Genomic DNA, 22,863 nt, shown 5'->3' on the forward strand with positions numbered 1-22,863 from the left:
CCACTCTTATTGGTCTTTCATTGTTGTAGTTCTGGCGGCCAAAGCTGCAGAACCGGGTTGTTTCCCCGGCTGTACCCCCGGCAACTGTACCGGTGCAGTGTAGAGCGGCGGTTCTTGCCTTGAAAAGCCGGCTGCTGGGGGCAAAACATCAGGGCGTCGCTTAAGTGAAAGGAATGTATAGAAATGCGGCGTGCCCAGACAGCCCTCTGGCGTCGCCCTTAATGCTTGCCTGGGCGGCGCCCGAAGTTATCATGGCCGCCGACTGAAACCCGGCTTCCACCATAGGGCACACCATGACTGAACAACCTAGCACCCTCTATGCCAAGTTGCTTGGAGAAACTGCTCCCATTTCCTGGCAAGAGCTGCAGCCCTTCTTCGCCCGCGGCGCGTTGTTGTGGGTCGAGGGCGCCCAGGATCTGGTCGCGGTGGCCGAGGCGGTGGCGGAAAACCATCAGGGCAAGGTGGCCGGCTGGCTGCAGGAAGGCCTGCTGCGCAAGGTCGACGACAGCCTGGCCGAGGACCTGCTGGCGCGTGATCCGCAGCTCTGGGCCGTGGTGGTGGCGCCCTGGGTGCTGGTCCAGGAGCGTGCCGAGCAGCCGCTCTGAACTGCCCCGGTCGGCGGCGATGAGGGCAAACCGGGCGGCGAGCTACTATGCTCGGGGCTGATCCGCAGAAGGAGCGCCGCCATGTTCCAGCCCGGCCACTTGCACCGCGCCAATCCGGTTGCCACCGGTGATCAACCGGCGTTCAGCATCGATCTGTTCTATGAGGTGCGCCAGGACTCGGTCGAGGGACCGATGTTGCACATGCGCATGCGTGGCGAGGTGGCCGGCAAGCAGTTCGAGGAGCGGTTCGAGCTGCACCGCGACACCGCCTTCAACTTCGCCAGCGTCGCCAGCCGTATCGCCCGCAAGCACGGCCTGCCGGCCTCTACCAGCCTGCTGCTGCGCGACCATCAGGAATACGACCATATGTTCGCCGATATCCGGGCCAAGCTCGGCAGTCATACCGGCGATCCGGTCGACCTCGACCATCTGGAGAAGGATGGCCTGTAATCGCTAGGCGCTGATCCAGCGCTGGCGCGCCCAGCCGCTGAGGGCGTCGACCCCCAGCACCAGTATCAGCATCGCCAGGATCACCGCTGCCGCCTGGGCTTGCTGGAACAGGCTGAGGTGGACATAGAGCATCTGGCCCAGGCCGCCGGCGCCGACGAAACCGAGCACGCTGGCCATGCGGATATTGTTTTCCCAGCGGTACAACGAGTAGGCCAGCAGCTGCGGCCAGACCCCCGGCAGGGTGCCGTAGCAGAATGCCGCGACCGCGCCGCCACCGCCCAGGCGGATCGCCTCGGCTGGCGCGTCCGGGGTGTTTTCCAGGGCCTCGGCGAACAGCCGGCCGAGCACGCCGCTGGTGTGCAGCGCCAGGGCCAGGGTGCCCGCATTCGGCCCCAGGCCTGCGGCCAGCACCACCAGCGCCGCCCAGACCAGCTCCGGCACCGCACGCAGGGCGTTGAGCAGCAGGCGTGCGCCATTGCGCGGCAGCCAGCCGAGGCGTCCGGCGGCCGGCAAGGCCAGGGCCAGCCCGACGACTGCCGCCAGCAGCGTACCGATGGCGGACATGGCCAGGGTCTCCAGCGCCGCGTCGCCGATCGAACGCAGGTGCCCGGCGGACAGGTCCGGGCGCAGAAAGCTCGCGGCATAGCTGGCCATCTGCTTGGGGTTGTCGCCGCCGAACAGCCCGCCGAGGTCGATGCCCAGGTAGAGGAAGGAAGCGACCACCGCCGCCAGCAACGCCAGCAGCAGGGCGCCATTGCCCAGGTGGCGCTTCACAGCAGCCGCGCCCGCAGCAGGCGGCTGAGCTGATCGGCCAGCAGCACCAGGGCCAGGAAGGTCAGCAGCATGCTGGACACCTCGGCGCCGGCGAACATGCGCATCGACAGTTCGATCTGCTGGCCCAGGCCGCCGGCGCCGACGAAGCCCATCACCACCGAGGCGCGGATCGCGCATTCCCAGCGGTACACCGTGTAGGAGAGCATCTCCGCCGCGGCATGGGGCAGCACGCCGTAGGCGAATGCCGCCAGGCGCGGACTGCCGGCCAGCAGCAGGGCGCGGCTAGGGCGCGGGTCGACCGATTCGAAGATCTCCGCGTAGACCTTGCCGAGCATACCGCTGTAGGTGATGGCGATGGCCAGCACGCCGGCGGTGGGGCCGAGGCCGACGGCCCGCACGAACAGCAGCGCCCAGACGATCTCCGGCACGCTGCGCAGCACGATCAGCGTGGCGCGCACCGGCCAGCGCAGCGCCTGCGCCCACCAGGCCGGGCGACCGCCGCGGTGCAGCGCGGACAGCGACAGCGCGCGACTGGCCAGCAGCGCGCCGGGCATGGCGATCAGCAGCGCCAGGGCCATGCCGGCGGTGGCAATGGCCAGGGTTTCCAGGGTCGCGCGGCCCAGCAACTGGAGGAACCCGGGATCATGGGCCGGCGGCCAGAAGTCGTGGAGAAAGTGCCCCATGTTCGCGGCGTTGTCGCTGTCGAACAGTACGCCCAGGTCCAGCTCGCTGAGGCGCAGGCCCGGCCACAACAGCAGCAGGGCGAGCAGGGTCAGGGCCAGGCGCGGCAGGGCGGCCGGGTCGCGTGGAGACGGCGTCAGCATCGCGGGATATGGGGGATCGGCTGAGGCGCTGGGGTCGCGGCCGGCGCGGCCTGCAGCTGGTCGTTGGCGTACAGGGCGGCCAGTTGCGCCGGCTGGATCGCCTTGGGCGGCAGGTCGAAGGCGATGCATCCGTCGCGCAGGCCGATGATCCGTGGAAAGTGGGCCAGGGCCAGGTCCACCGCATGCAGGCTGGCCAGCAGGGTCAGGCCGCGGCTGTCGGCCTCGCGGTTGAGCACCCCCAGGGTGTGCCCGGCGAGCAGCGGGTCCATGGCCGATACCGGTTCATCGGCGAGGATGATTTCTGGCGCCTGGTACAGCGCGCGGGCGATGCCGACGCGCTGCAGCTGGCCACCGGACAGCTGGTCGCAGCGCTCGAACAGCTTTTCCGCCAGGTCCAGGCGGCCGAGGGCCGCGGCCGCGCCGGCGCTGTCGAGCGGATGCAGCAGGCTGAGCAGGCTGCGGGCCAGCGTCCACTGGCCGAGCTTGCCGGCCAGCACGGCGGTGACCACGCGCTGGCGTGGCGGCAGCGGCGGGCTCTGGTGGATCAGGCCGATGCGCGCGCGCAGGCGTTGGCGCTGGCGGGCGCTGAGCTGCCAGGGCTGCTGGTCGAGCACGCTGAGCCGCCCGCTGCTGGGCCGCAGGGCGGTGGCGAGCAGGCGCAGCAGGCTGGTCTTGCCCGCGCCGGAGGGGCCAATGATCGCCAGCCGTTCGCCGGGCTGGACGCGCAGGTCGATATTGCTGAGCGCGACCCGGCCGTTGGCGTGGTCCAGGCCCACGCCCTCCAGGCTCAGGCTCACTGCAACAGGCCGGCCGCGCGGGCTGCTTCCTCGATGCCTTGGTAGTTATCCGCCTTGGTTTCGATGAAGCGGCTGGCGCCTTGCAGGTCGAGGATCGCCTTGTGCGCGGGGTTGGCCGGGTCGAGGGCGAGGAATGCACCCTGGAGCTTGTCGCGCAGGGCCGGCTCGAGGCTGCCGCGCACGGTCCAGTTGTAGTCGAAGTAGGGCGGTGTGGTGGCGATCACCCGGACCTTGTCGCTGTCGACCTTGCCGGCGGCGACCAGCTTGTCCCACACCGAGGCATTGAGCACGCCGCCATCGGCCTTGCCGGCCTGGACCCAGGCGGCGGTGGCGTCGTGGGCGCCGGAGTAGGCGATGCGGCTGAAGAACTGCTCGGGCTCGATGCCGTCCTGCAGCATGAAGTAGCGCGGCATCAGGCTGCCGGAGGTGGAGGACACCGAGCCGAAGGCGAAGGTCTTGCCCTTGAGGTCCTGCAGCGACTGCACGGCGGGATCGGCGCTGATGAACTTGCTGGTGAACTTCTCGTCCTCGGCGCGTTGCACCAGGGGAATCGCGTCACCGGTCTTCAGGCGCGCCTGGACGAAGGTGAAACCACCCAGCCAGGCCAGGTCGATACGCTCGGCGGCGAGGGCTTCGACCACTGCGGCATAGTCGGTGACCGGGACGAACTCGACCGGCATGCCGAGCTGCTGCTCGAGGTAGGCCCCCAGCGGCTCGAACTTGCGCAGCAGTTCGGTGGGCGCCTCATCGGGGATGGCCGAGACTCGCAGTACTTCGGCGGCTTGGCTGATGACGCAGGACAGGGACAGGGCGAGGCCGGCGACGAGCGCCAGGGATTTCTTGAGCTTCATGGGTTCTCCGGTTCAATAGCGGGGAAAGCGGGGTGCGGATTATAGGGACATGGGCGCATTTGCGCAGCTTTCATTGGCGGCGCCGACCGTTAAGATGGGCCTTCCGTTGATTTGGGGAATTTGCCACATGACCGCTGCGTTGCCTTCGATCGCCTTCGCCGGCATCGGCCTGATGGGCCTGCCGATGACCCGCCGGCTGCTCGCCGCCGGCTATCCGCTGAGCGTCTGGAACCGTTCGCCGGACAAGTGCGTGCCGCTGCTGCAGCTGGGCGCACGCCGCGCCTCGACGCCGGCCGATCTGTGTGCCGATGCCGAGGTGGTGCTGCTCTGCCTGGCCAATACCGAGGTGGTGCGCGAGGTGGTGTTCGGCCCCGGCGGCATCGTCGAGGGCGGCAAGCCCGGACAGGTGCTGCTGGACATGTCCAGCCTGGAGCCGGCGGCGACCCGCGAGTTGGCCGCCGAACTGCTGCAGCGCTGCGGCATGCGCTGGGTCGACGCGCCGGTGTCGGGCGGCACCGCCGGCGCCGAAGCCGGCAGCCTGGCGATCATGGCCGGCGGGCGGGCGGAGGATGTCGAGCGGGTGCGGCCGATCCTCGCCCACCTGGGCCAGCGTCTCACCCACATGGGCGCGGTCGGCGCCGGCCAGGTGAGCAAGGTGTGCAACCAGATGATCGTGGCCTGCAATGCCCTGGTGATCGCCGAGGTGGTGGCCCTGGCCGAGCGCGCCGGGGTCGACGCCGGGCTGCTGGCCCCGGCGCTGGCCGGCGGGTTCGCCGACTCCAAGCCGCTGCAGATTCTCGCCCCGCAGATGGCCAGCAGCCAGTTCGCGCCGGTCAAGTGGCATGTGCGCACCCTGCTCAAGGACCTGGATACCGCGGTCAAGCTGTCCCGCGAGATCGGCTCGGCGACCCCGCTCAGCGGCCTGGCGGCGCAGCTGATGCGCCTGCATGGCAGCCAGGGCAACCTGGAGAACGATCCGGCGACCCTGGTCGAGCTGTACCGCGAGGGCCAGGCATGAAGATCTCCGCCAACCTGTCGCTGCTGTTCGCCGAGGTGCCGCTGATCGAGCGAGTCGTCGCCGCCGCGGCGGCCGGTTTCGATGGCGTGGAGATCCAGTTTCCCTACGAGGTTCCGGCGATTCGCCTGAAGGAGGCCCTGGCGGCGGCGGGCCTGCCGCTGGTGCTGATCAACCTGCCGGCCGGTGACCTGATGAGCGGTGGCGCCGGCCTGGCGGGCGTGCCAGCGCGCCGCAAGGCGTTCGCCGCGGCGCTGCAGGAGGCCCTGAGCTACGCGGCGATGGTGCGCCCGGCCTGCGTCAATGTGCTGCCGGGACGGCTGGCCGAAGGCGTCAGCCGGGAGCAGGCGTTGGTCATCCTGAGCGATAACCTGCGCCTGGCGGCCGAGGCCTTTGAGCTGCTGGGCATCCGGGTGCTGGTGGAGGCGATCAACCCGCTGGACATGCCCGGCTTCCTGATCAACACGCCACAGCAGCTGGACGAGCTGCTGCGCGCGGTCGATCACCCCAACTGCCTGGCCCAGTACGACCTCTATCACATGGCCCGGCAGGGGCTCGACCCGGTTGCGGGAATCGAGCTGCTGGCCGGGCGTATCGGCCATGTGCAGTTCGCCGACTGTCCCGGCCGTGGGGCGCCCGGCAGCGGCAGCCTGGACTTCAGCCCGGCGCTGGCGGCGCTGCGGCGCAGCGGTTATCGCGGTTGGCTGGGGGCCGAATACAAACCCGGGGCGGCGGGCACCCGGGCCGGCCTGGATTGGCTGGCGAGATGGCGCGCGGACGCCTGAGGCTGGAGTCTCAGCCCGGCGGCGGCACGACGGCGGGGGCGTAGCACTCGATGCGATTGCGCCCGCGCTGCTTGGCCCGGTAGAGCACCTGGTCGGCGCATTTCACCAGCTCGCGCAGGCTCTGTCCGGGTTGCCACTGGGCCACGCCAAAGCTGGCGGTAACGCTGATCTGGGCGGCGGTCGGCTCGTTGGAGATCAGGATGCGCAGTTTTTCCGCGATCACCGCGGCATGCTCGAGATCGATATGCGGCATGAGGATGACGAATTCCTCGCCGCCCCAGCGGCACAGGCAGTCGGATTCGCGCAGCTGCGCCTGGACGCGCTGGGCCACGGCGCGCAGGACCCGGTCGCCGGCATCGTGGCCATGCTGGTCGTTGACCACCTTGAAGTGATCGATGTCGAAGAACAGCAGGCTGAGCGGCAGCCCATAGCGCTCGGCGCGCTTGATCTCGTTGTGCGCCACTTCCTCCAGTTTCAGTCGGGTCCACAGTCCGGTGAGGGGATCGGTGTTGGCCACGCGCTCGAGTTGCAGGTTGCTGTCGCGCAGATCCTGTTCGGCCTGCTTGCGTCGACTAATCTCCTGGCGCAGGCGCCGGGACAGGCGGGCGAAGCGCAGGGCGACGATGGCCATCAGCAGCAGGGCCAGCGCGGCGCCGGCGATGACCTGGTAGAGCAGGCGGTGATCGGGCTGTGTCATGCCCTGGTAGAGGAAGCCGTCGAGATCGCTCGAATCCTCGGCCATGCCGAGTTCCACATAGCTGTCGGCGATCGCCTGCCAGCGTCCGGGGTTCATGTGGCCGAGCTGAACCAGCTCCGGCATGATCAGCTTCTTCAGTTCCTTGGCCTCGAAGCGCAGGTGCTCCATGGTCTTTTCCGGCGCATAGCGCTGCTGGATCAGCAGGATGCTTTCCTCGATGTTGTCCAGGGCGTATTGCCAGCCCTGGAGGCTGGCGTTGACGAAGGCTTCGACCTGCTCGGGGCGCTGCTCAAGCAACGCCTCACGGGTGGTCAGCACATCGTTGTAGAAGTTGACGCCGTATTCGCGCGGGTTGATCAGGCGATAGGGGATCTGCCGCTGTTGTAGCCAGAACGGCTCGTTGGAGGTGTAGCCGTTGTAGGCGTCGGTGTGGCCGTCGACCAGGTCCTGGGGATCGAAACTGGGGGGGCTGACTTGCAGGCGGTCGAGGTCGAGGCCTTCGCGCAGCAGGGTGAGGCGCAACTCGGCGCTTTCCGGTGCGTCGAGCAGCATCGCCCGCTTTCCGGCCAGGTCCTGGGGGGAGTAGATGTTCGAGTCGGCGCGGACGATCCACACCACCGGCGAGGACTGCATGATCGCCGCCAGCGCCACCACCGGCTTGCCGCGCAGGCGGGCGATGACCAGGCCGCTATTGGCGATGGCGAAATCGACTTCGCCGGCCAGCAGGGCGCTTATCGGCCTGGCGGCCTGGGGGCCACCCGGGAGTATCTGCACATCCAGTCCGGCCTCGCGGTAGAAGCCTTTCTCCAGGGCCATGTAGTAACCGGCGAACTGGAACTGGTGCAGCCAACGCAGTTGCAGGCGCAGTTTTTCCGCCGCCAGCGATTCGACCGGCCAGAGCAACTGGGCGATGAACAGGCCGCTGGCCAGCCACAGCGAGCGGCCGGCGGCAGGTGCCGAGGGCGGGGTGGCAGCTTGGCTGGCAATGGGTACTGACATGAAGGCCCGTCGCAGGTCTGGCGTGTTGTTGCCTGCTATGACGATGGACAGCGAACACCGTGGCGTCAACCGGCCGGCGTTCAGCGACAGCGCGACAGCAGGGGCAGGGACTCGCCCGCGGTTGGCTGCTGGCGCAGGAAATCCAGCAGCTGCAACAGCGGCAATGGCCGGCTGAGCAGGTAGCCTTGCAGGTAGTCGCAACCATGTTCCTGGAGGAAGGCCAGCTGTTGCGCGGTCTCCACCCCTTCTGCGACGACTTTCAGGTGCAGGGTGTGGGCCATGGCGATGACCGCCTGGATGATCTCCATGTCCTGGTGTGAGGCGGGCACGTCCTGAATGAAGGAACGGTCGATCTTCAGGGTGTCGAGGGGCAGGCGCTTGAGGTAGGCCAAGGAGGAGTAGCCGGTGCCGAAATCATCGATCGACAGGCTTACGCCCAACTCGCGGATCTGCTGCAGCAGGGCGACGGCCCGGTTGATGTTGCCCATCAGGGCGTTCTCGGTCACCTCCAGCTCCAGGCGATGTGCAGCGACCCCGGAGCTGCCCAGGGCTTCGCGCACTTCATGGAGCAGTTCCTCCCGGCCCAGGTTCAGCGCCGAGCAGTTCACCGCGACGCGCAGCTGCGGGTAGCCGGTATCGCCCAGCAGGCAGAGGTCGCGGCAGGCGCGCAGCAACACCCAGGCGTCGAGTTCGCCGATGAAACCATTGGCTTCGGCGATGCCGACGAAACGGTCCGGGGTCAGCAGGCCGTGCTCCGGGTGCTGCCAGCGTACCAGCGCCTCCAGCTTGCTCACCTGGCCGCTGTGCAGGTCGAGGATCGGCTGGTAGTACAGCAGCAGGCCCTGGTCGCGTTGCAGTGCGGTGCGCAGTTGCTCTTCCAGTTGCAGCTCGAAGCTGGCCTTGATCTTCAGTGGCGCGCTGAAGAACTGGGCGTTGTTGCGGCCGCTGCCCTTGGATTGATAGAGGGCCAGGTCCGCGTGCTTGAGCAGCTCCTCGCAGCTTTCCCCGTCCTTGGGGAACAGGCTGATGCCGATGCTGGTGCTCATCACCATGCTGCGTCCGGCCAGGACCACCGGCTCCTTGATGCGCTGCATCACCCGCTGCGCCAGGTGTCGCGCTTCTTCGTTGTCGATCAGGCTGGCGATCAGGCAGAACTCGTCGCCGCCGAAGCGGGCGATCACGTCGTTGCCGCGCAGCACGCCGCGGATGCGTTCGGCGAACACCCTGAGCATCTCGTCGCCGGCGGCATGGCCGAGGCTGTCGTTGATCCTCTTGAAGTGATCGATGTCGAGGAACATCACCGCCAGCGGCGTGCCCCGCTGCCGATGTTCCAGGATCTTCTCGGCGAAGGCCTCCTCCAGGCCCTGGCGATTGAGCAGGTCGGTCAGGCTGTCGAACTGGGCGACCTGTTGCAGCGAGGCGCGCGCGTGGTCGAGCTGGGTCAGCAGCGAGCTGACCTGCAACTGTTCGCGCTCCTTGTGCTCCTGCTTGCGGTCGGCCCAGGTCGCGGCCAGGCTGGCGCCGATACTCAGCAGGGCCACGCTGCCGACGGTCAGGGCCAGTTGCAGGGCATTGGCGGCGCCCTGCTGGTGCAGGGCGGTGCCCAGTGGCACCGCCAGGCTCAGCGAGGCCATGCCGAGGAAATGCATCGATACCATGGCCAGGCCCAGTAGCGCCCCGGCGGCACCCTGGCAGAGCGCGCGCCGCTTGCCACGCAGCTGGCGCGCATGCCGGTTGAGCAGCAGCGCGGCGAAACTGCAGGCCAGGGTCAGCGCCACTGCCAGGGCCAGCAGCCAGGGCTGGAAGTACAGGGTGGCGGCCGAGCGTATGGCGTTCATGCCGCCGTAATGGCTGGCGCTGATGCCCAGGCCAATGCATAGGGCGGCGAGCGCGCATTGCCGCGCGCCCAGTTGGCGCTGGTCGAGCAGGTGCATCGCCAGCAGGGCCGGAACGAAGGCGGCCAGCAGCGCGAGGAGGGTGACCGGCAGGTCGTAGCGAATGGCAATCGGTGCCTGCAGGGCCAGCATGGCGATGAAGTGCAACGACCAGGCGCCGCCGGCCAGGCCCAGGGCGCCCATCCAGCACCACAGGCTGCGGGTGCCTGGACGCTGGCAGCCGCGGGCGCGTTCGGCCATGTCCAGGGCGGCGTAGCCGGCAGCGGCGGCCACCAGGCAGGCCAGCGCCACCAGCCAGGGGTTGTGAGTGGATTCGAGGATCAGCTGGCCGCCGTGGGGGATGTCAGAGGTCAATCGCAGGTATAGCCAGTCCATAGCGTGCTCTCTCCCTTACACCTGTCGATGGGGGGTCGCGTTATGCCGTCAGTATAGTGAGGGCCCTTGTCCGACAAGGGGGGTTGGGGCGATGGTCGTGACTTTTTGGCGATCAGGCTTATCGCCATTCGATCCAAGAGTCTGGCCCTCGGCGGCCGGCGCTGCACCGCAGAAACGCGACAGGCCCGCATATGCGGGCCTGTCGCGTCGAGGGACGGGGCGTTTAGCCGGCCACCAGTACGCGGATCGCCTCCAGGCGCAGGGCCGCCTTGTCGAGCATGGCCAGGCCCTGCTCGCGCTGCTGGCGCAGGGCGTTCAGCTCGTCGTCGCGCACGCTCGGGTTGACCGCCTGCAGGGCGCTCAGGCGCGCCAGTTCCTCGTCGACCTCGGCGGCCAGGCGACGCTTGGCCTCGGCGACCCGCTCGGCGTGGCGCGGGGCGATCTTGTCCTCGCCGGCGTTGATCAGCGGGCTCAGGGCATCGCGCTGGGCCTGGACGAACTTGTTGGCGCTGGCCCGCGGCACGCTTTCCAGCTGGTCGTTGAGGGTCTCGAAGGCGACCTTGCTGGCCAGGTCGTTACCGTTGGCGTCGAGCAGGCAGCGCAGCGCCGCCGGCGGCAGGTAGCGGCCGAGCTGCAGGGTGCGCGGCGCCACCACCTCGCTGACGTACAGGAGCTCCAGCAGCACGGTGCCGGGCTTGAGCGCCTTGTTCTTGATCAGCGCCACGCCGGTGTTGCCCATGGAGCCGGAACGCACCAGGTCCATACCGCCCTGCACCATGGGGTGTTCCCAGGTGAGGAACTGCATGTCCTCGCGGGCCAGGGCCTGGTTGCGGTCGTAGGTGATGGTGACTCCCTCGTCGCTGCCCAGGGGGAAGCTGGCGTCCAGCATCTTCTCGCTGGGGCGCAGGATCAGGGCGTTCTCCGAGTGGTCCTCGCTGTCGATGCCGAAGGCGTCGAACAGCGCTTCCATGTAGATCGGCAGGGCGAACTGGTCGTCCTGCTCGAGGATCGCCTCGACCAGCGCCTCGCCCTCGCCGGCACCGCCGGAGTTGAGCTCCAGCAGGCGGTCGCGACCGGCGTGCAGCTCGCTCTCCAGGCGCAGGCGCTCCGCCTTGGCTTCGTCCACCAGGCGCTGCCACTGCTCGTCGTCGCCGCCTTCGAGCAGCGGCAGCAGGCGGGCGCCGAACTGGTGCTGCAGGGCGTTGCCGGTGGGGCAGGTGGCGAGGAAGGCGTTGAGGCCCTGGTGGTACCACTGGAACAGGCGTTCCTGCGGACTGTTTTCCAGGTAGGGCACGTGCAACTGGATGCGGTGCTTCTGGCCGATGCGGTCGAGGCGGCCGATGCGCTGCTCGAGCAGGTCGGGGTGGGCCGGCAGGTCGAACAGCACCAGGTGGTGGGCGAACTGGAAGTTGCGACCCTCGCTGCCGATTTCCGAACAGATCAGCACCTGGGCGCCGAATTCCTCGTCGGCGAAGTAGGCGGCGGCGCGGTCGCGCTCGAGGATGCTCATGCCCTCATGGAACACCGTGGCGGGAATGCCCTTGCGCACGCGCAGGGCGTGCTCCAGGTCCATGGCGGTCTCGGCGTGGGCGCAGATCACCAGGACCTTGAACTTCTTGAGCATCTTCAGGGTGTCGATCAGCCACTCGACCCGTGGGTCGAAGTGCCACCAGCGCTGCTCGTCGTCGACCTCGGGTTGGGCCTGGAAGCTGACCTCGGGGTAGAGGTCAGGGTGCTCGCCGATCGGCAGCTCCATGTACTCGTCCGGGCTCGGCAGCGGGTAGGGGTGCAGCTCGCGCTCGGGGAAGCCCTGCACCGCCGCGCGGGTGTTGCGGAACAGCAGGCGGCCGGTGCCGTGGCGGTCGAGCAGTTCGCGCACCAGGCGCGCCGCGGCTTCCTGGTCGCCATCGTTGACCGCGGCGAGCAGGCCTTCGCCCTCCATGCCGAGGAAGTCGTGGATGGTGCGGTGTGCGGTGGTCGACAGCTGGCCCTTGTCCAGCAGCTCCTGCACCGCCTCGGCGACCGGACGGTAATGGGCGCTCTCGGCGCGGAAGGCCTCCAGATCATGGAAACGGTGCGGGTCGAGCAGGCGCAGGCGGGCGAAGTGGCTGTCCTGGCCGAGCTGTTCGGGAGTCGCGGTGAGCAGCAGCACGCCGGGGATGACGCCGGCCAGCTGCTCGACGAGGGCGTATTCCGGGCTGGCATGCTCCGGATGCCAGACCAGGTGGTGGGCCTCGTCGACCACCAGCAGGTCCCAGCCGGCGGCGAACAAGGCATCCTGGGCGCGCTCGTCCTCGCGCAGCCACTCGAGGGCGACCAGGGCCAGCTGGGCGTCCTCGAAGGGGTTGCTGGCGTCGCTCTCGATGAAACGCTCGGCGTCGAACAGCGCCACCTCGAGGTTGAAGCGCCGGCGCATCTCCACCAGCCACTGGTGCTGGAGGTTCTCCGGCACCAGGATCAGCACCCGGCTGGCGCGGCCGGTGAGCAGCTGGCGATGGATCACCAGGCCGGCCTCGATGGTCTTGCCCAGGCCCACTTCGTCGGCCAGCAGCACCCGCGGGGCGATGCGGTCGGCCACTTCACGGGCGATGTGCAGCTGGTGGGCGATGGGTTGCGCGCGGGCGCCGCCCAGGCCCCAGAGCGGTGACTGCAGCTGGCGGCTGGTGAACTCCAGGGTGCGGTAGCGCAGGGCGAACCAGGGCAGCGGGTCGATCTGGCCGGCGAACAGGCGGTCGCTGGCCAGGCGGAACTGGATGAAGTTCGACAGCTGGGTTTCCGGCAGGCTGATGCTTTCGTGCTGGCCGTTGAGGCCGTGGTAGACCAGCAGGCCATCGATGTCCTCGACCTCCTGCACGGTCAGCTTCCAGCCCTCGAAATGGGTGATCTCGTCGCCCGGGGCGAAGCGCACGCGGGTCAGCGGGGCATTGCGCGCAGCGTACTGGCGGGTCTCGCCAGTGGCCGGGTAGAGCACGGTGAGCATGCGGCCGTCCTGCATCAGGATGGTTCCCAAGCCCAGCTCCGCTTCGCTGTCACTGATCCAGCGTTGCCCCGGTTCGTATTGCGCCATGCCTGTCTCCCCGCGTAAAAAAGCCGGCTATGGTAACGGAACGTCGGGCCCAGGCCAAAGGCGCAATACACCTGCCAGGCACTTAACGGCGTCGCCCGAGTCGAAAGTGTAGTTAGGCTGCTCTCAAGTCGGCGTGCAGCTGGCCGACAGCCTGACCAAAGGAGGGCGTAATAACGTGCTACCCCCCATCCCCCACAGTCTGGCACCGGTCACGGTGCAGCAGGACGTGATCAAGCCCAAGCCCGAGGTGCCGCCGGTGACGCCGGCGGCCGAGGGGGCCAAGGAAAGCGGCGTCAGCCTGGACAAGCGCCACCCGCAGGAGGCCGCCGAGCTGCTGCGCGAAGAGCAGCGCCGACGCCAGCGGCGCGGCTACAGCGCCGAAGAGCTGGCCGAGGGCGAGGTGGAGCAGGAGGATGCGCCACTGCTCGACGAGCTGCCGCGCCAGGGCCTGTGGGTGGATGTGGAGGTCTGAGCCGCGCACAATGCCGGCATCCACCCGCCGCTTTTACCGACGAATCACCAGTGAGCCTGTTCCCCGATACCCCGTTGCAGTTGCCCGATGCCCAGCTGGACTTCCAGCCGGGCTGGCTCGATGCGCCGACGGCCGACAGCTGGCTGGGCCAGCTGCTGCAGGAGACGCCCTGGCAGCAGCCGCAGCTGCGTCTCTACGGGCGCCTGCACCCGGTGCCGCGCCTGGTGGCCTGGTACGGCGATGCCGAGGCGAGCTACCGCTATTCCGGCCTGATCCACCGACCGCTGCCTTGGACGCCCTTGCTGGCGCATATCCGCCAGCGCCTGGAGGCGGCGGTGGGGCAGCCGCTCAATGGCGCGCTGCTCAACTACTACCGTGATGGCCACGACTCCATGGGCTGGCACAGCGACGACGAGGCGGAACTGGGCGCCAACCCGTTGATCGTCTCGCTCAACCTGGGCGGCACCCGGCGCTTCGACCTGCGCCGCAAGGGGGGCTCGCGCATCGAGCACTCCCTGGAGCTGGGCCACGGATCGCTACTGGTCATGGCCGGCCCGACGCAGCATTATTGGCAGCATCAAGTGGCGAAGACGCGCCGGCCCAGCGCGCCGCGTCTGAACCTGACCTTTCGCCTAATCCGGTCGCCCGCATGAGCAAAGACGAAAACCTGATCGATTTCAGCGCCGAGCGCGACAAGCGCATCCATGACCTGCACGACAAGCGCCTCGACGAGATGCGCCACAAGTTCGAGCAGGTGCTGCCCTTGGCCAAGGCCAGGAAGAAGGCCAAGGGCAAGCCGAAGAAGCGCTGAGGCGCCGCGTCAGCCAAGCCGATCCGTTGATCTGGATCAGCTTTTCCCCGCCTGTTGTTATCCCGCCTCACGGGCCCTTGACCTGGATCAAGGATCGCCCTGCTGCCCCTGCTAACTTGCCGTCATCGCGACAGGCCAAGACAGGAGGCCAGCATGTTCATCGATGTGGTAGTTCTCGCCGGAGTCGGCACCGTCGGCCTGATGCTGGCCTTCTTCGCCGGCGTCGGTTATTTCATCTGGAAGGATTCGCACGGGCGCAAGCAGGGCTAGTTGCGCCGAAGGGGCACAGGCACGCAAGGCAATTCGGGCGACTCAGGTCGCCCTTTTTTTGTTGCCGGGCAATGCCGGCTCTTCCGCTAGTCGAGGCGCTTGCTGACCCGCAGCACCGCGACGCCCAGCATCAGCACGGTGAATGCCAGCAGCGCCAGCATTTCCGGCCAGAGTTCCAGCAGGCCGGCGCTGCGCAGCATGATGCCGCGCGCCAGGCGCAGGAAGTGGGTCAGCGGCAGCAGCTCGGCGAACCACTGGGCGGCCCGGGGCATGCCGGCGAAGGGGAACATGAAGCCGGACAGCAGGATCTGCGGCAGGAAGGTGAAGAAGGCCATCTGCATGGCCTGGAACTGGGTGCGCGCCAGGGTCGAGAGGAACACCCCGAGGGCCAGGCTGGCGACGATAAACAGCAAGGCGGCGCCGTACAGCTGCAGCAGCGAACCGCGCACCGGCACGGCGAACAACAGGCCGCCGACCAGCAGGATCACCGTCACCTGAATCAGGCCGATGCCGACGAACGGCAGGACCTTGCCCAGGGTCAGTTCCCAGGGCGACAGCGGCGTGGCGATCAGCATCTCCAGGTTGCCGCGTTCGCGCTCGCGCACCAGGGCGATGGCGGTGAACATCACCAGGGTCATGGTGAGGATCACCCCGATCAGCCCCGGCACCGTATTCAGCGCGGCCCGCCGCTCGGGGTTGTAGAAGTTGACCACCTCCACCGCCTGGCGGTGGTCCCAGCCAGGCAGCGAATAGGCCGCCAGTTGCCGGGCCGAGGCCTGCACACTCTGGTCCGAACCGTCGACCAGCAGCTGCAGCGGCGCTCGCTCGCGGCGCTGCAGGCGGGTCTCGAAATCCGCCGGCAGCACCAGGGCGGCGCTGATCTTGCCCTGGCGCAGCAGGTCGTCCAGCTGCTGCGGGCTGTGGGCCCGATAGCGCAGCTCGAGCACCTGGCTGGAGCCGATCTCCGCCACCACCTCACGCGCGCGCGCCGTGCCGGCCTGGTCCAGCACGGCGGCGTCGATGCCGCGCACGTCCATGTTGATGGCATAGCCGAACAGCACCAGCTGCAGCAGGGGGATGCCGACGATCATGGCGAAGGTCAGGCGGTCGCGGCGCAGCTGGCGCAGCTCCTTGATGACGATCGCACTCAGCCGGCGCAGGTTCATCGGCGTGCCTGCACGGGTTGCTGGGTGACGCTGACGAAGACGTCCTCGAGGTTGGCCGGGGCCTCCTGCAGGCGGGCGTCGATCCGCGCGTCGTCCAGGCGCGCGGCAACCGCGGCGCGGGCGTCGGCGCTGGCCACCAGCACCCGCAGGCTGGCGCCGATCTGCGCCATGGCCAGCACCTGCGGACAGCCCTGCAGCGCGCGCTGGGCCTGGCGCGGCTGCGCGCACTGGATCAGCAGCGGCCGGCCTGGCAGGGCGTCGAGCAGCTCGCGCGGGCTGCCATCGGCGACCAGGCGGCCGTCGTCGAGGATACCCAGGCGGGTACAGCGCTCGGCCTCGTCCATGTAGTGGGTGGACACCAGCAGGGTGGTGCCGGCCTCGGCCAGCTCGAACAGCGAATCCCAGAACTCGCGGCGCGACTGCGGGTCGACCGCGCTGGTGGGCTCGTCCAGCAGCAGCAAGTCGGGCTGGTGCAGCACCGCGCCGGCCAGGGCCAGGCGCTGCTTCTGCCCGCCGCTGAGGGTGCCGGCCATCTGCCGGCGGCGGTCGGCCAGCCAGTAGCGCTCCAGCAGCTGCTCGATGCGCGGCCGTGCCGCAGCCTTGCTCAGGCCCTGGACGGCGGCGAGAAACTGCAGGTTCTCCAGCACGCTGAGGTCCTCGTACAGCGAGAACTTCTGGGTCATGTAGCCGATGCGCCGCTTCAGCGTCTCGGCGTCGCGGGGGATCTGGCAGCCGAGCACCTCGATCTCCCCGGCGCTGGGCAGCAACAGGCCGCAGAGCATGCGGATGGTGGTGGACTTGCCGGAACCGTTGGGGCCGAGGAAGCCGAACACCTCGGCGCGGCGCACCTCCAGGTCGAGCTGGTCGACCGCGCTCAGGGTGCCGAAGCGCTTGCTCAGGCCGCTGCAGCGGATCACCGCTTCGGCGCTACTCATGGTGCTGGCGCTCGGCGCGCAGGGGTAGGCCGGCCGGCAGGCGGCGTGCCGCCTCGCCCTGCAGGCGCAGTTCGGCGCGGTACATCAGGCGGCTGGCGTCGTCGCCGCTGAGGGCGAAGTAGGGGGTGAAGCTGGCCTCGCTGCGGATGCTGCCGACTATGGCGGTGAACGGCTGGGCGACGCCCTCGACCCGCACCTGCAGGCTGTCGCCCAGGGCGATGCCCGCGCGCTGGCTGGCGGGGATGTAGACCCGCGCGTAGGGCTGCTCGCCGACCAGCAGGCTGACCAGTTCGGCGCCACGCGGCGGCTGGTCGCCGGGCTTGAACGGCAGGGCGTCGACCCGGCCGGCGCGTGGCGCGTGCAGGCGCAGGCGCTGGGCCTCGAGCTGCTGCAGCTCCAGGCTGGCGCGGGTGCCCTGCAGGCGCGCGGCGGCCTGTTCCAGCTGTTCGGGGCGGGTGCCGTTGCTCAGTTCGCGCAGCTGGGCGTCGGCCGCACGGCTGGCCGCGCGGGCCTGGTCGCGGCTGGCGCGGGCGCGATCCAGCTCGGCATCGGCGAGCAGGCCGCGCCGGTGCAGGGTGGCGCTGCGCTGGAAGCTGCGTTCGGCATCGACCTGGGCGGCGCGGTTGCGCGCCAGGCTGGCCTGGGCCGCCTCGATGCTCTCCAGCCGCGCGCCATTGCTCAGCTCGCGCAGGCGGGCCTCGGCGCCGGCGACTTCGGCGCGGGCCTGGGCGATGCGCGCGTCCTGGCGCCGCGGGTCCAGCTCCAGCAGCAGCTGGCCGGCCGCGACCCGCTCGCCCTCGGCCACGTGCCAGCGCAGCACGGGTTCCGATAGCTCGGCCGGCAGGCCGATACGGTCCCATTCCAGGGTGCCGAGCAGCACCGTCTCGCCCGCGCGCTCGCAGCTGCCGAGGAGGGTGAGCAGCAGCAGGCCCGGCAGCAGTCTGGGCATTTCAGGCCTCCATCCCGCGTTCGAGCAGGGCCAGGGTGTGGGCGACCAGCGCCTCGTCACCGATCTGCGGGTTGGCGAAGATGCCGCGCCATAACGGCGCGGCGGCGTAGGGCAGCATGGTCAGGCCGATCAGCGAGACCACCAGCAGGCGCGGGTCCAGGTCCGGGTTGAGGGCGCCGCGGGCCTGGGCGGCGGCGAAGCGCTGGGCCAGCAGCAGGGGGATCAGCGGGGCGATGCGTTGGCTCAGCTGTTCGCGCAGCATGCCGCCCTCGCAGAGAATCTCGCGCACCCACAGCGGCGGAATCCACGGGTGCTCGATCACCATCTCGCTCATGCCGCGGACGAAACGCCCGACCAGCTCGCGAGGGTCGTCGCCAGCCTGTTGCAGGCCGCTGGCGACGCCGCGGATTAGCGGCAGGAAGCGCTCCTCGATCATCGCCTCGACCAGGCGCGTCTTGTTGCCGAAGTAGTAGTTGACCAGGGCCGGGGTGACCCCGGCCTGCTCGGCGATGCCGCGCAGGCTGGAGGCCTTGATGCCGGCATGGGCGAAGGCCTCCACGGCGGCATCGAGCAGGCGTTCGCGCTGCTGGGGGGCATCGCCGCTGGGCCGGCCGGGTGAGCGGGGGCGGGACATGCGCGGCTCCGGGGTCGCGGCGTTTATTTAAATATAAGTTTAATTAAACGCCGCAAACGGGCCGGGTCATCTGCCGAACGGCAGCCTGCGCGCCTTGGGCACGATCAGGCAGGGGAAGGGCAGGCGACTGGGCACCCCGCCAGAGGTGTCCAGCCGGGGGGGGCGCCCAGCCGGGGGCGCCTAGCCGGGGACGCCCAGTCGGGGACTAGGCGCCCCCGGGAACGACTCAGCGGGTGCCGAGGAAGTCGCGCTTGCCGACCGCGACGCCGTTGTGGCGCAGGATGGCGTAGGCGGTGGTGTAGTGGAAATAGAAGTTGGGCAGGACGTGGTCGAGGAGGAAGGCCTGGCCCTGGAAGTGGGTTTCCTTGTCGCGGCGCTTGAGGGTCACGGTGCGCTCTTCGCTGCCGTCGATCTGCTCGGGACTGACGGCCTGGAGGAACTCCAGGGTCTTGGCGATGCGCGCCTGCAACTCGGCCAGGGTGGTTTCGTCGTCGGCATGGCTCGGCGCTTCGACGCCGGCCAGCAGGGCGACGCCGGCCTTGGCGCCGTCGCAGGCGATCTGCACCTGGCGGCTCAGGGGAAACATGTCGGGCGCCAGGCGCGCGTTGAACAGCACGCTCGGGTCGAACTTGCGCGCCTCGGCGTCGGCCGCGGCGAGGCCGAGAATGGTCGACAGGTTGTTAAGCTGGCGGACGAAGACCGGGATGGACGCTTGGTACATGGACAGGGACATGGAGCTCTCCAGGGAGGTGCGTGGGATGCGGCGAGGAAGAAGACAGACCGCCGTTGTGGCGGTCTGTCGGCAGGTGTGCGGGTTAGACCGGGAAGTTTGCCCCGGGTTGCCCGCAGGCTAGCCGATGTGGATCGGCGGCAGTTCGGTCAGCTCCACGGTCTGCTGCTTGCGCGGGGCGAGAATCTCGGCCTCGCCATCGACCACCAGCTCGTCGCGCTGGTTGAACACCCGGGTGGCGATGCGCACGCGGAACTTCGGCAGTTTCTCGAGGATTTCCAGGCGCACGGTGAGGGTGTCGCCGAGTTTCACCGGCAGGGTGAAGCGCATGGTCTGGCCCAGGTAGATGGTGCCGGGGCCGGGCAGTTCGCAGGCCACCGCCGCGCTGATCAGGGCGCCACTGAACATGCCGTGGGCGATGCGCTCCTTGAACATGGTGCCGGCCGCGTACTCGGCATCCAGGTGCACCGGGTTGTGGTCGCCGGACATCGCGGCGAACAGCTGGATATCGCGCTCCTCGACGGTCTTGCTGTAGCTGGCGGTCTGGCCGACCTCGAGGGCTTCGTAGGGCGTGTTGCTGGTCTGGGTCATGAGATCTCCTTGGCTTTGCGTGTGCGGTGGCGGCTGTGGGTAAGGGCTTGGTCCAGCCAGCCGATCAGGTAGGCGGTCACCTCGTCGCGGTTGCGCTCGTTGAGCAACTCGTGGCGGGCGTCCGGGTAGGTTTTCAGCTGTACCCGCTTGAGGCCGGCCTGCCGCAGGGCTTCGGACAGGTCGTGCAGGCGCTTGCCGGCGCTGACCGGGTCGTGATCGCCGCCGATCACCAGCAGCGGCAGGTCGCTGTCGATCTGCTCGAGGTGCTGGGTCTGGCTGATGTGCTGCAGGCCGCCGAGCAGATCGAGCCAAAGCTGGTTGGTGCAGAGGAAGCCGCACAGCGGGTCGTCGATGTAGTTGTCGACCTCTCTGGGGTCGCGGCTCAGCCAGTCGAACGTCGTGCGGTTGGGCTTGAAGGCCTTGTTGAACGAGCCGAAGGACAGCAGGTCGATCAGCCTGCTGCGGCCATGGGCGCCCTGGCGCCAACGCTCGAAGCGCGCCACCAGGCGGGCCAGGCGATAGAGCCAGATCGGCTGGTAGTTGGAGCCCGAGAGTATGGCGCCCTGCAGGCTGCAGCTGTGGTGCATCAGGTAGGCCTGGCCGATGTAGCTGCCCATGCTGTGGCCGAGCAGGAAGATCGGCGTCTGCGGGTGGCGCTGGCGGATATGGTGGTTGAGGCAGGCCAGGTCGCCAATCACCAGGCTCCAGCCGTTGTCGTCGGCATAGTGGCCGAGGCGGCCGTGGCTGGCGGTCTGGCCATGGCCACGCTGGTCGTGGGCGAACAGCTCGTAGCCGGCCGCCGTCAGCGCGCCCCCCAGGCGGTCGTAGCGGCCGCTGTGCTCGGCCATGCCGTGGGCCAGCATGATCACGGCTTTGGGCGGCGCCTCCGGCGACCAGCGGTTCACGTACAGGGGCGTTGCATCGCTGCTGTTCAGCCAGAATGCTTCGTGGTGCATGGCGAATCCTTGAGCCTGCGGGAGTCGGCATTGTAGAGGCAGGCCCCGGGCTTTCCCAGCCGCACGAGCGGATCGAGGATTCACGCGATCTATGACGATCGTACCAGTCTTTCCGCGCCGTACTGGAACTGTTAAGTTCGACGCAGATCCTGGCGTGACTCGGCAAGTTCTTGCGCGGTCCCGCTTGGCAGGGGAAATCATCTCGAGGAAGAGGACAATAATAAATGCAGCCTGATTTCTGGAACGACAAGCGCCCGGCCGGCGTACCCAGCAATATCGATCTGGACGCCTACAAATCGGTGATCGAGGTGTTCGAGCGCTCCTGCAAGAAGTTCGCCGACCGCCCGGCCTTCACCAACATGGGCGTGACCCTGACCTATGCCGAGCTGGACCGTCTGTCCGCCGCCTTCGCCGGCTACCTGCAGAAGCACACCGACCTGCAGCCCGGCGACCGCATCGCCGTGCAGATGCCCAATATCCTGCAGTACCCGGTCGCCGTGTTCGGTGCCATGCGCGCCGGGCTGATCGTGGTCAACACCAACCCGCTGTACACCACCCGGGAGATGCGCCACCAGTTCAAGGACGCCGGCGTGCGCGCACTGGTCTACCTCAACCTGTTCGGCAAGCTGGTGCAGGAGGTGCTGGGCGATACCGAGATCGAGTACCTGATCGAGGCCAGGATGGGTGACCTGATGCCGAGCCTGAAGGGGTGGCTGGTCAATACCCTGGTGAAGAAGGTCAAGAAGATGGTGCCGGACTACCAGCTGCCCCAGGCCGTGCCGTTCAAGCAGGCGCTGGCCGAGGGGCACGGCTATGACATCAAGCCGGTGAAGGTCGGCCATGACGACATCGCGGTGCTGCAGTACACCGGCGGCACCACCGGGGTGGCCAAGGGCGCGATGCTGACCCACGGCAACCTGGTGGCCAACATGCTGCAGGTCAATGCCTGCATGTCGCAGCTTGGCGCTGACGGTGCGCCGCTGATGAAGCCGGCCCAGGAGGTGATGATCGCGCCGCTGCCGCTGTACCACATCTATGCCTTCACCGCGAACTGCATGTGCATGATGGTCAATGGCAACCATAACGTGCTGATCACCAACCCACGGGACATCGCCGGCTTCGTCAAGGAGCTGGGCAAGTGGAAATTCTCCGCGCTGCTGGGCCTCAACACCCTGTTCGTCGCCCTGATGGACCACCCGAAGTTCAAGGATCTGGATTTCTCCCACCTCAAGCTGACCAACTCCGGCGGCACCGCCCTGGTCAAGGCCACCGCCGAGCGCTGGCAGGCCATGACCGGCTGCGCCGTGACCGAGGGCTATGGCCTGACCGAGACCTCGCCGGTGGCCAGCGCCAATGGCTATGGCGACAAGGCGCGCCTGGGTACGGTCGGCGTGCCGGTGCCGGGCACGGCGTTCAAGACCATCGATGACGAGGGCAACGAAATGCCCATCGGCGAGCGCGGCGAGCTGTGCATCAAGGGGCCGCAGGTGATGAAGGGCTACTGGCAGCGCGAGGAAGCCACCGCCGAGGTGTTGGACGCCGACGGCTGGTTCAAGACCGGCGACATCGCGGTGATCGACCCGGACGGTTTCGTGCGCGTCGTCGACCGCAAGAAGGATATGATCATCGTCTCCGGCTTCAACGTATATCCGAACGAGATCGAGGACGTGGTCATGGCCCATCCCAAGGTCGCCAGTTGCGCGGCCATAGGCGTGCCCGACGAGAAGTCAGGCGAGGTGGTCAAGCTGTTCGTGGTGCCGCGCAGCGGCGACCTCAGCGTCGAGGAGCTCAAGGCCTACTGCAAGGAAAACTTCACCGGCTACAAGGTGCCCAAGCACATCGTCTTCAAGGACGCGCTGCCCATGACACCGGTCGGCAAGATCCTCCGTCGCGAACTGCGCGATATCGCCTGATCCCTCCCAGGCTGGCGCCACCTGCGGGCGGCGCCAGTTCACCCCCGTCCGCTTTCGTTGCGCCAAGTCTCGATCAGGTTGGTCGGCTCTGCCTGCCGCAAGCGTCTCGGCGCGAGCAGTCCGGTATTCGGCCGGCTGGGGATTCGTCCGGCCGGCATGGCGGACAGGGCGGCGATTGTCGGGCAATCTGGCAGTCTTCTCGAAAAGTGACTGAAATGCGTTAGCTTGGTCACTTATGGACCTCTCGGGCTGATTTCGGTGCTAGTCGGCCCCTGGTAAAGCTGCTACTCTCGGCTCGCCTT

Annotated in this window: 23 protein-coding genes; 9 read left to right on the forward strand and 14 right to left on the reverse strand. The window is 68.3% G+C overall.

The features are described from left to right. Positions 1 to 293 precede the first annotated feature (293 nt). Together ACSX1D_RS05450 and ACSX1D_RS05455 are read left to right on the forward strand one after the other, a co-directional pair. Positions 294 to 605 carry a DUF2288 domain-containing protein gene (locus ACSX1D_RS05450; protein WP_439861311.1) on the forward strand — a complete coding sequence of 104 codons (312 nt, stop codon included), beginning with the start codon at positions 294 to 296 and terminating at the stop codon, positions 603 to 605. 81 nt (positions 606 to 686) lie between these two features. Beyond that, complete coding sequence (locus ACSX1D_RS05455) at positions 687 to 1,055, forward strand: DUF5064 family protein (protein ID WP_439861312.1); 369 nt, start codon at positions 687 to 689, stop codon at positions 1,053 to 1,055. A 3-nt stretch (positions 1,056 to 1,058) separates the two neighbouring features. Here the strand turns inward: ACSX1D_RS05455 and phnE are convergent, their stop codons facing one another. Genes phnE through ACSX1D_RS05475 form a run of 4 tightly spaced genes read right to left on the reverse strand, consistent with a single transcriptional unit; the run spans position 1,059 to position 4,301 of the window. Then, positions 1,059 to 1,829 (reverse strand): phosphonate ABC transporter, permease protein PhnE, encoded by a 771-nt coding sequence (gene phnE, locus ACSX1D_RS05460; protein WP_439861313.1) that lies wholly within the window; start codon positions 1,827 to 1,829, stop codon positions 1,059 to 1,061. Continuing rightward, positions 1,826 to 2,653 carry a PhnE/PtxC family ABC transporter permease gene (locus tag ACSX1D_RS05465; RefSeq protein WP_439861314.1) on the reverse strand — a complete coding sequence of 276 codons (828 nt, stop codon included), beginning with the start codon at positions 2,651 to 2,653 and terminating at the stop codon, positions 1,826 to 1,828. The genes phnE and ACSX1D_RS05465 overlap by 4 nt, the downstream gene beginning before the upstream one ends. Then, positions 2,647 to 3,450, reverse strand: a complete 804-nt coding sequence (locus ACSX1D_RS05470; RefSeq protein ID WP_439861315.1) for a phosphonate ABC transporter ATP-binding protein — start codon at positions 3,448 to 3,450, stop codon at positions 2,647 to 2,649. Before ACSX1D_RS05470 ends, ACSX1D_RS05465 begins: the two co-directional genes overlap by 7 nt. Then, positions 3,447 to 4,301, reverse strand: coding sequence for a putative selenate ABC transporter substrate-binding protein (locus ACSX1D_RS05475; RefSeq protein WP_439861316.1), 855 nt, complete (start codon positions 4,299 to 4,301; stop codon positions 3,447 to 3,449). The genes ACSX1D_RS05470 and ACSX1D_RS05475 overlap by 4 nt, the downstream gene beginning before the upstream one ends. Positions 4,302 to 4,428: 127 nt before the next feature. Between ACSX1D_RS05475 and ACSX1D_RS05480 the strand changes: the two genes are divergently transcribed. Together ACSX1D_RS05480 and ACSX1D_RS05485 are read left to right on the forward strand one after the other, a co-directional pair. Next, positions 4,429 to 5,319 carry an NAD(P)-dependent oxidoreductase gene (locus ACSX1D_RS05480; RefSeq protein ID WP_439861317.1) on the forward strand — a complete coding sequence of 297 codons (891 nt, stop codon included), beginning with the start codon at positions 4,429 to 4,431 and terminating at the stop codon, positions 5,317 to 5,319. After that, complete coding sequence (locus tag ACSX1D_RS05485; protein WP_439861318.1) at positions 5,316 to 6,101, forward strand: hydroxypyruvate isomerase family protein; 786 nt, start codon at positions 5,316 to 5,318, stop codon at positions 6,099 to 6,101. The genes ACSX1D_RS05480 and ACSX1D_RS05485 overlap by 4 nt, the downstream gene beginning before the upstream one ends. Before the next feature lie 10 nt (positions 6,102 to 6,111). Here ACSX1D_RS05485 and ACSX1D_RS05490 read toward each other — a convergent pair whose 3' ends face one another. The 3 genes from ACSX1D_RS05490 to rapA all read right to left on the reverse strand — a co-directional run bounded on the left by ACSX1D_RS05490 (position 6,112) and on the right by rapA (position 13,134). Then, positions 6,112 to 7,797, reverse strand: a complete 1,686-nt coding sequence (locus ACSX1D_RS05490; protein WP_439861319.1) for a diguanylate cyclase — start codon at positions 7,795 to 7,797, stop codon at positions 6,112 to 6,114. Between the two features lie 80 nt (positions 7,798 to 7,877). Next, complete coding sequence (locus ACSX1D_RS05495; RefSeq protein WP_439861320.1) at positions 7,878 to 10,067, reverse strand: putative bifunctional diguanylate cyclase/phosphodiesterase; 2,190 nt, start codon at positions 10,065 to 10,067, stop codon at positions 7,878 to 7,880. 223 nt (positions 10,068 to 10,290) lie between these two features. Then, a complete protein-coding gene (gene rapA, locus ACSX1D_RS05500; protein WP_439861321.1) occupies positions 10,291 to 13,134 on the reverse strand; it encodes an RNA polymerase-associated protein RapA in 2,844 nt (947 codons plus the stop codon). 175 nt (positions 13,135 to 13,309) lie between these two features. Here rapA and ACSX1D_RS05505 point away from each other — a divergent pair, with 175 nt between their 5' ends. The 4 genes from ACSX1D_RS05505 to ccoM all read left to right on the forward strand — a co-directional run bounded on the left by ACSX1D_RS05505 (position 13,310) and on the right by ccoM (position 14,687). Next, complete coding sequence (locus ACSX1D_RS05505) at positions 13,310 to 13,606, forward strand: aspartate-semialdehyde dehydrogenase (protein WP_439861322.1); 297 nt, start codon at positions 13,310 to 13,312, stop codon at positions 13,604 to 13,606. A gap of 50 nt (positions 13,607 to 13,656) precedes the next feature. Beyond that, on the forward strand, positions 13,657 to 14,259 hold the full coding sequence (locus ACSX1D_RS05510) for an alpha-ketoglutarate-dependent dioxygenase AlkB family protein (protein WP_439861323.1): 603 nt from the start codon (positions 13,657 to 13,659) through the stop codon (positions 14,257 to 14,259). Next, on the forward strand, positions 14,256 to 14,417 hold the full coding sequence (locus ACSX1D_RS05515; protein ID WP_439861324.1) for a hypothetical protein: 162 nt from the start codon (positions 14,256 to 14,258) through the stop codon (positions 14,415 to 14,417). Before ACSX1D_RS05510 ends, ACSX1D_RS05515 begins: the two co-directional genes overlap by 4 nt. Positions 14,418 to 14,570: 153 nt before the next feature. Then, positions 14,571 to 14,687, forward strand: a complete 117-nt coding sequence (gene ccoM, locus ACSX1D_RS05520) for a cytochrome c oxidase subunit CcoM (protein WP_305888806.1) — start codon at positions 14,571 to 14,573, stop codon at positions 14,685 to 14,687. A gap of 86 nt (positions 14,688 to 14,773) precedes the next feature. Here ccoM and ACSX1D_RS05525 read toward each other — a convergent pair whose 3' ends face one another. The 7 genes from ACSX1D_RS05525 to ACSX1D_RS05555 all read right to left on the reverse strand — a co-directional run bounded on the left by ACSX1D_RS05525 (position 14,774) and on the right by ACSX1D_RS05555 (position 20,648). Next, the gene (locus tag ACSX1D_RS05525; RefSeq protein WP_439861325.1) at positions 14,774 to 15,853 is read right to left on the reverse strand and encodes an ABC transporter permease; all 1,080 of its coding nucleotides are present in this window, start codon (positions 15,851 to 15,853) and stop codon (positions 14,774 to 14,776) included. Further along, positions 15,850 to 16,788 (reverse strand): ABC transporter ATP-binding protein, encoded by a 939-nt coding sequence (locus tag ACSX1D_RS05530; RefSeq protein WP_439861326.1) that lies wholly within the window; start codon positions 16,786 to 16,788, stop codon positions 15,850 to 15,852. Before ACSX1D_RS05530 ends, ACSX1D_RS05525 begins: the two co-directional genes overlap by 4 nt. Then, the gene (locus ACSX1D_RS05535) at positions 16,781 to 17,737 is read right to left on the reverse strand and encodes an HlyD family secretion protein (RefSeq protein WP_439861327.1); all 957 of its coding nucleotides are present in this window, start codon (positions 17,735 to 17,737) and stop codon (positions 16,781 to 16,783) included. Before ACSX1D_RS05535 ends, ACSX1D_RS05530 begins: the two co-directional genes overlap by 8 nt. Position 17,738: 1 nt before the next feature. Continuing rightward, the gene (locus ACSX1D_RS05540; protein WP_208708858.1) at positions 17,739 to 18,371 is read right to left on the reverse strand and encodes a TetR/AcrR family transcriptional regulator; all 633 of its coding nucleotides are present in this window, start codon (positions 18,369 to 18,371) and stop codon (positions 17,739 to 17,741) included. 226 nt (positions 18,372 to 18,597) lie between these two features. Further along, on the reverse strand, positions 18,598 to 19,104 hold the full coding sequence (locus tag ACSX1D_RS05545) for a DUF1993 domain-containing protein (protein WP_439861328.1): 507 nt from the start codon (positions 19,102 to 19,104) through the stop codon (positions 18,598 to 18,600). 117 nt (positions 19,105 to 19,221) lie between these two features. Continuing rightward, positions 19,222 to 19,692, reverse strand: a complete 471-nt coding sequence (locus tag ACSX1D_RS05550; RefSeq protein WP_208708860.1) for a MaoC family dehydratase — start codon at positions 19,690 to 19,692, stop codon at positions 19,222 to 19,224. Further along, positions 19,689 to 20,648 carry an alpha/beta hydrolase gene (locus ACSX1D_RS05555; protein ID WP_439861329.1) on the reverse strand — a complete coding sequence of 320 codons (960 nt, stop codon included), beginning with the start codon at positions 20,646 to 20,648 and terminating at the stop codon, positions 19,689 to 19,691. The genes ACSX1D_RS05550 and ACSX1D_RS05555 overlap by 4 nt, the downstream gene beginning before the upstream one ends. A gap of 224 nt (positions 20,649 to 20,872) precedes the next feature. Between ACSX1D_RS05555 and fadD2 the strand changes: the two genes are divergently transcribed. After that, on the forward strand, positions 20,873 to 22,561 hold the full coding sequence (fadD2, locus tag ACSX1D_RS05560; RefSeq protein ID WP_439861330.1) for a long-chain-fatty-acid--CoA ligase FadD2: 1,689 nt from the start codon (positions 20,873 to 20,875) through the stop codon (positions 22,559 to 22,561). The last annotated feature ends 302 nt before the right edge of the window (positions 22,562 to 22,863 follow it).

The organism is Pseudomonas sp. MBLB4136, assembly GCF_051904765.1.
Classification (GTDB): domain Bacteria; phylum Pseudomonadota; class Gammaproteobacteria; order Pseudomonadales; family Pseudomonadaceae; genus Aquipseudomonas.

What these genes read in the sequence shown, in the direction of transcription:
- fadD2 (WP_439861330.1), top strand. Translation starts at nt 20,873, where the DNA reads ATGCAGCCTGATTTCTGGAACGACAAGCGCCCGGCCGGCGTACCCAGC.
- ACSX1D_RS05455 (WP_439861312.1), top strand. Translation starts at nt 687, where the DNA reads ATGTTCCAGCCCGGCCACTTGCACCGCGCCAATCCGGTTGCCACCGGT.
- ACSX1D_RS05495 (WP_439861320.1), bottom strand. Translation starts at nt 10,067, where the DNA reads ATGGACTGGCTATACCTGCGATTGACCTCTGACATCCCCCACGGCGGC.
- ACSX1D_RS05555 (WP_439861329.1), bottom strand. Translation starts at nt 20,648, where the DNA reads ATGCACCACGAAGCATTCTGGCTGAACAGCAGCGATGCAACGCCCCTG.
- ACSX1D_RS05485 (WP_439861318.1), top strand. Translation starts at nt 5,316, where the DNA reads ATGAAGATCTCCGCCAACCTGTCGCTGCTGTTCGCCGAGGTGCCGCTG.
- ACSX1D_RS05525 (WP_439861325.1), bottom strand. Translation starts at nt 15,853, where the DNA reads ATGAACCTGCGCCGGCTGAGTGCGATCGTCATCAAGGAGCTGCGCCAG.
- ACSX1D_RS05475 (WP_439861316.1), bottom strand. Translation starts at nt 4,301, where the DNA reads ATGAAGCTCAAGAAATCCCTGGCGCTCGTCGCCGGCCTCGCCCTGTCC.
- ACSX1D_RS05450 (WP_439861311.1), top strand. Translation starts at nt 294, where the DNA reads ATGACTGAACAACCTAGCACCCTCTATGCCAAGTTGCTTGGAGAAACT.
- ACSX1D_RS05530 (WP_439861326.1), bottom strand. Translation starts at nt 16,788, where the DNA reads ATGAGTAGCGCCGAAGCGGTGATCCGCTGCAGCGGCCTGAGCAAGCGC.
- ACSX1D_RS05545 (WP_439861328.1), bottom strand. Translation starts at nt 19,104, where the DNA reads ATGTCCCTGTCCATGTACCAAGCGTCCATCCCGGTCTTCGTCCGCCAG.
- ACSX1D_RS05515 (WP_439861324.1), top strand. Translation starts at nt 14,256, where the DNA reads ATGAGCAAAGACGAAAACCTGATCGATTTCAGCGCCGAGCGCGACAAG.
- rapA (WP_439861321.1), bottom strand. Translation starts at nt 13,134, where the DNA reads ATGGCGCAATACGAACCGGGGCAACGCTGGATCAGTGACAGCGAAGCG.
- ACSX1D_RS05465 (WP_439861314.1), bottom strand. Translation starts at nt 2,653, where the DNA reads ATGCTGACGCCGTCTCCACGCGACCCGGCCGCCCTGCCGCGCCTGGCC.
- ACSX1D_RS05490 (WP_439861319.1), bottom strand. Translation starts at nt 7,797, where the DNA reads ATGTCAGTACCCATTGCCAGCCAAGCTGCCACCCCGCCCTCGGCACCT.
- ccoM (WP_305888806.1), top strand. Translation starts at nt 14,571, where the DNA reads ATGTTCATCGATGTGGTAGTTCTCGCCGGAGTCGGCACCGTCGGCCTG.
- ACSX1D_RS05540 (WP_208708858.1), bottom strand. Translation starts at nt 18,371, where the DNA reads ATGTCCCGCCCCCGCTCACCCGGCCGGCCCAGCGGCGATGCCCCCCAG.
- ACSX1D_RS05550 (WP_208708860.1), bottom strand. Translation starts at nt 19,692, where the DNA reads ATGACCCAGACCAGCAACACGCCCTACGAAGCCCTCGAGGTCGGCCAG.
- ACSX1D_RS05480 (WP_439861317.1), top strand. Translation starts at nt 4,429, where the DNA reads ATGACCGCTGCGTTGCCTTCGATCGCCTTCGCCGGCATCGGCCTGATG.
- ACSX1D_RS05535 (WP_439861327.1), bottom strand. Translation starts at nt 17,737, where the DNA reads ATGCCCAGACTGCTGCCGGGCCTGCTGCTGCTCACCCTCCTCGGCAGC.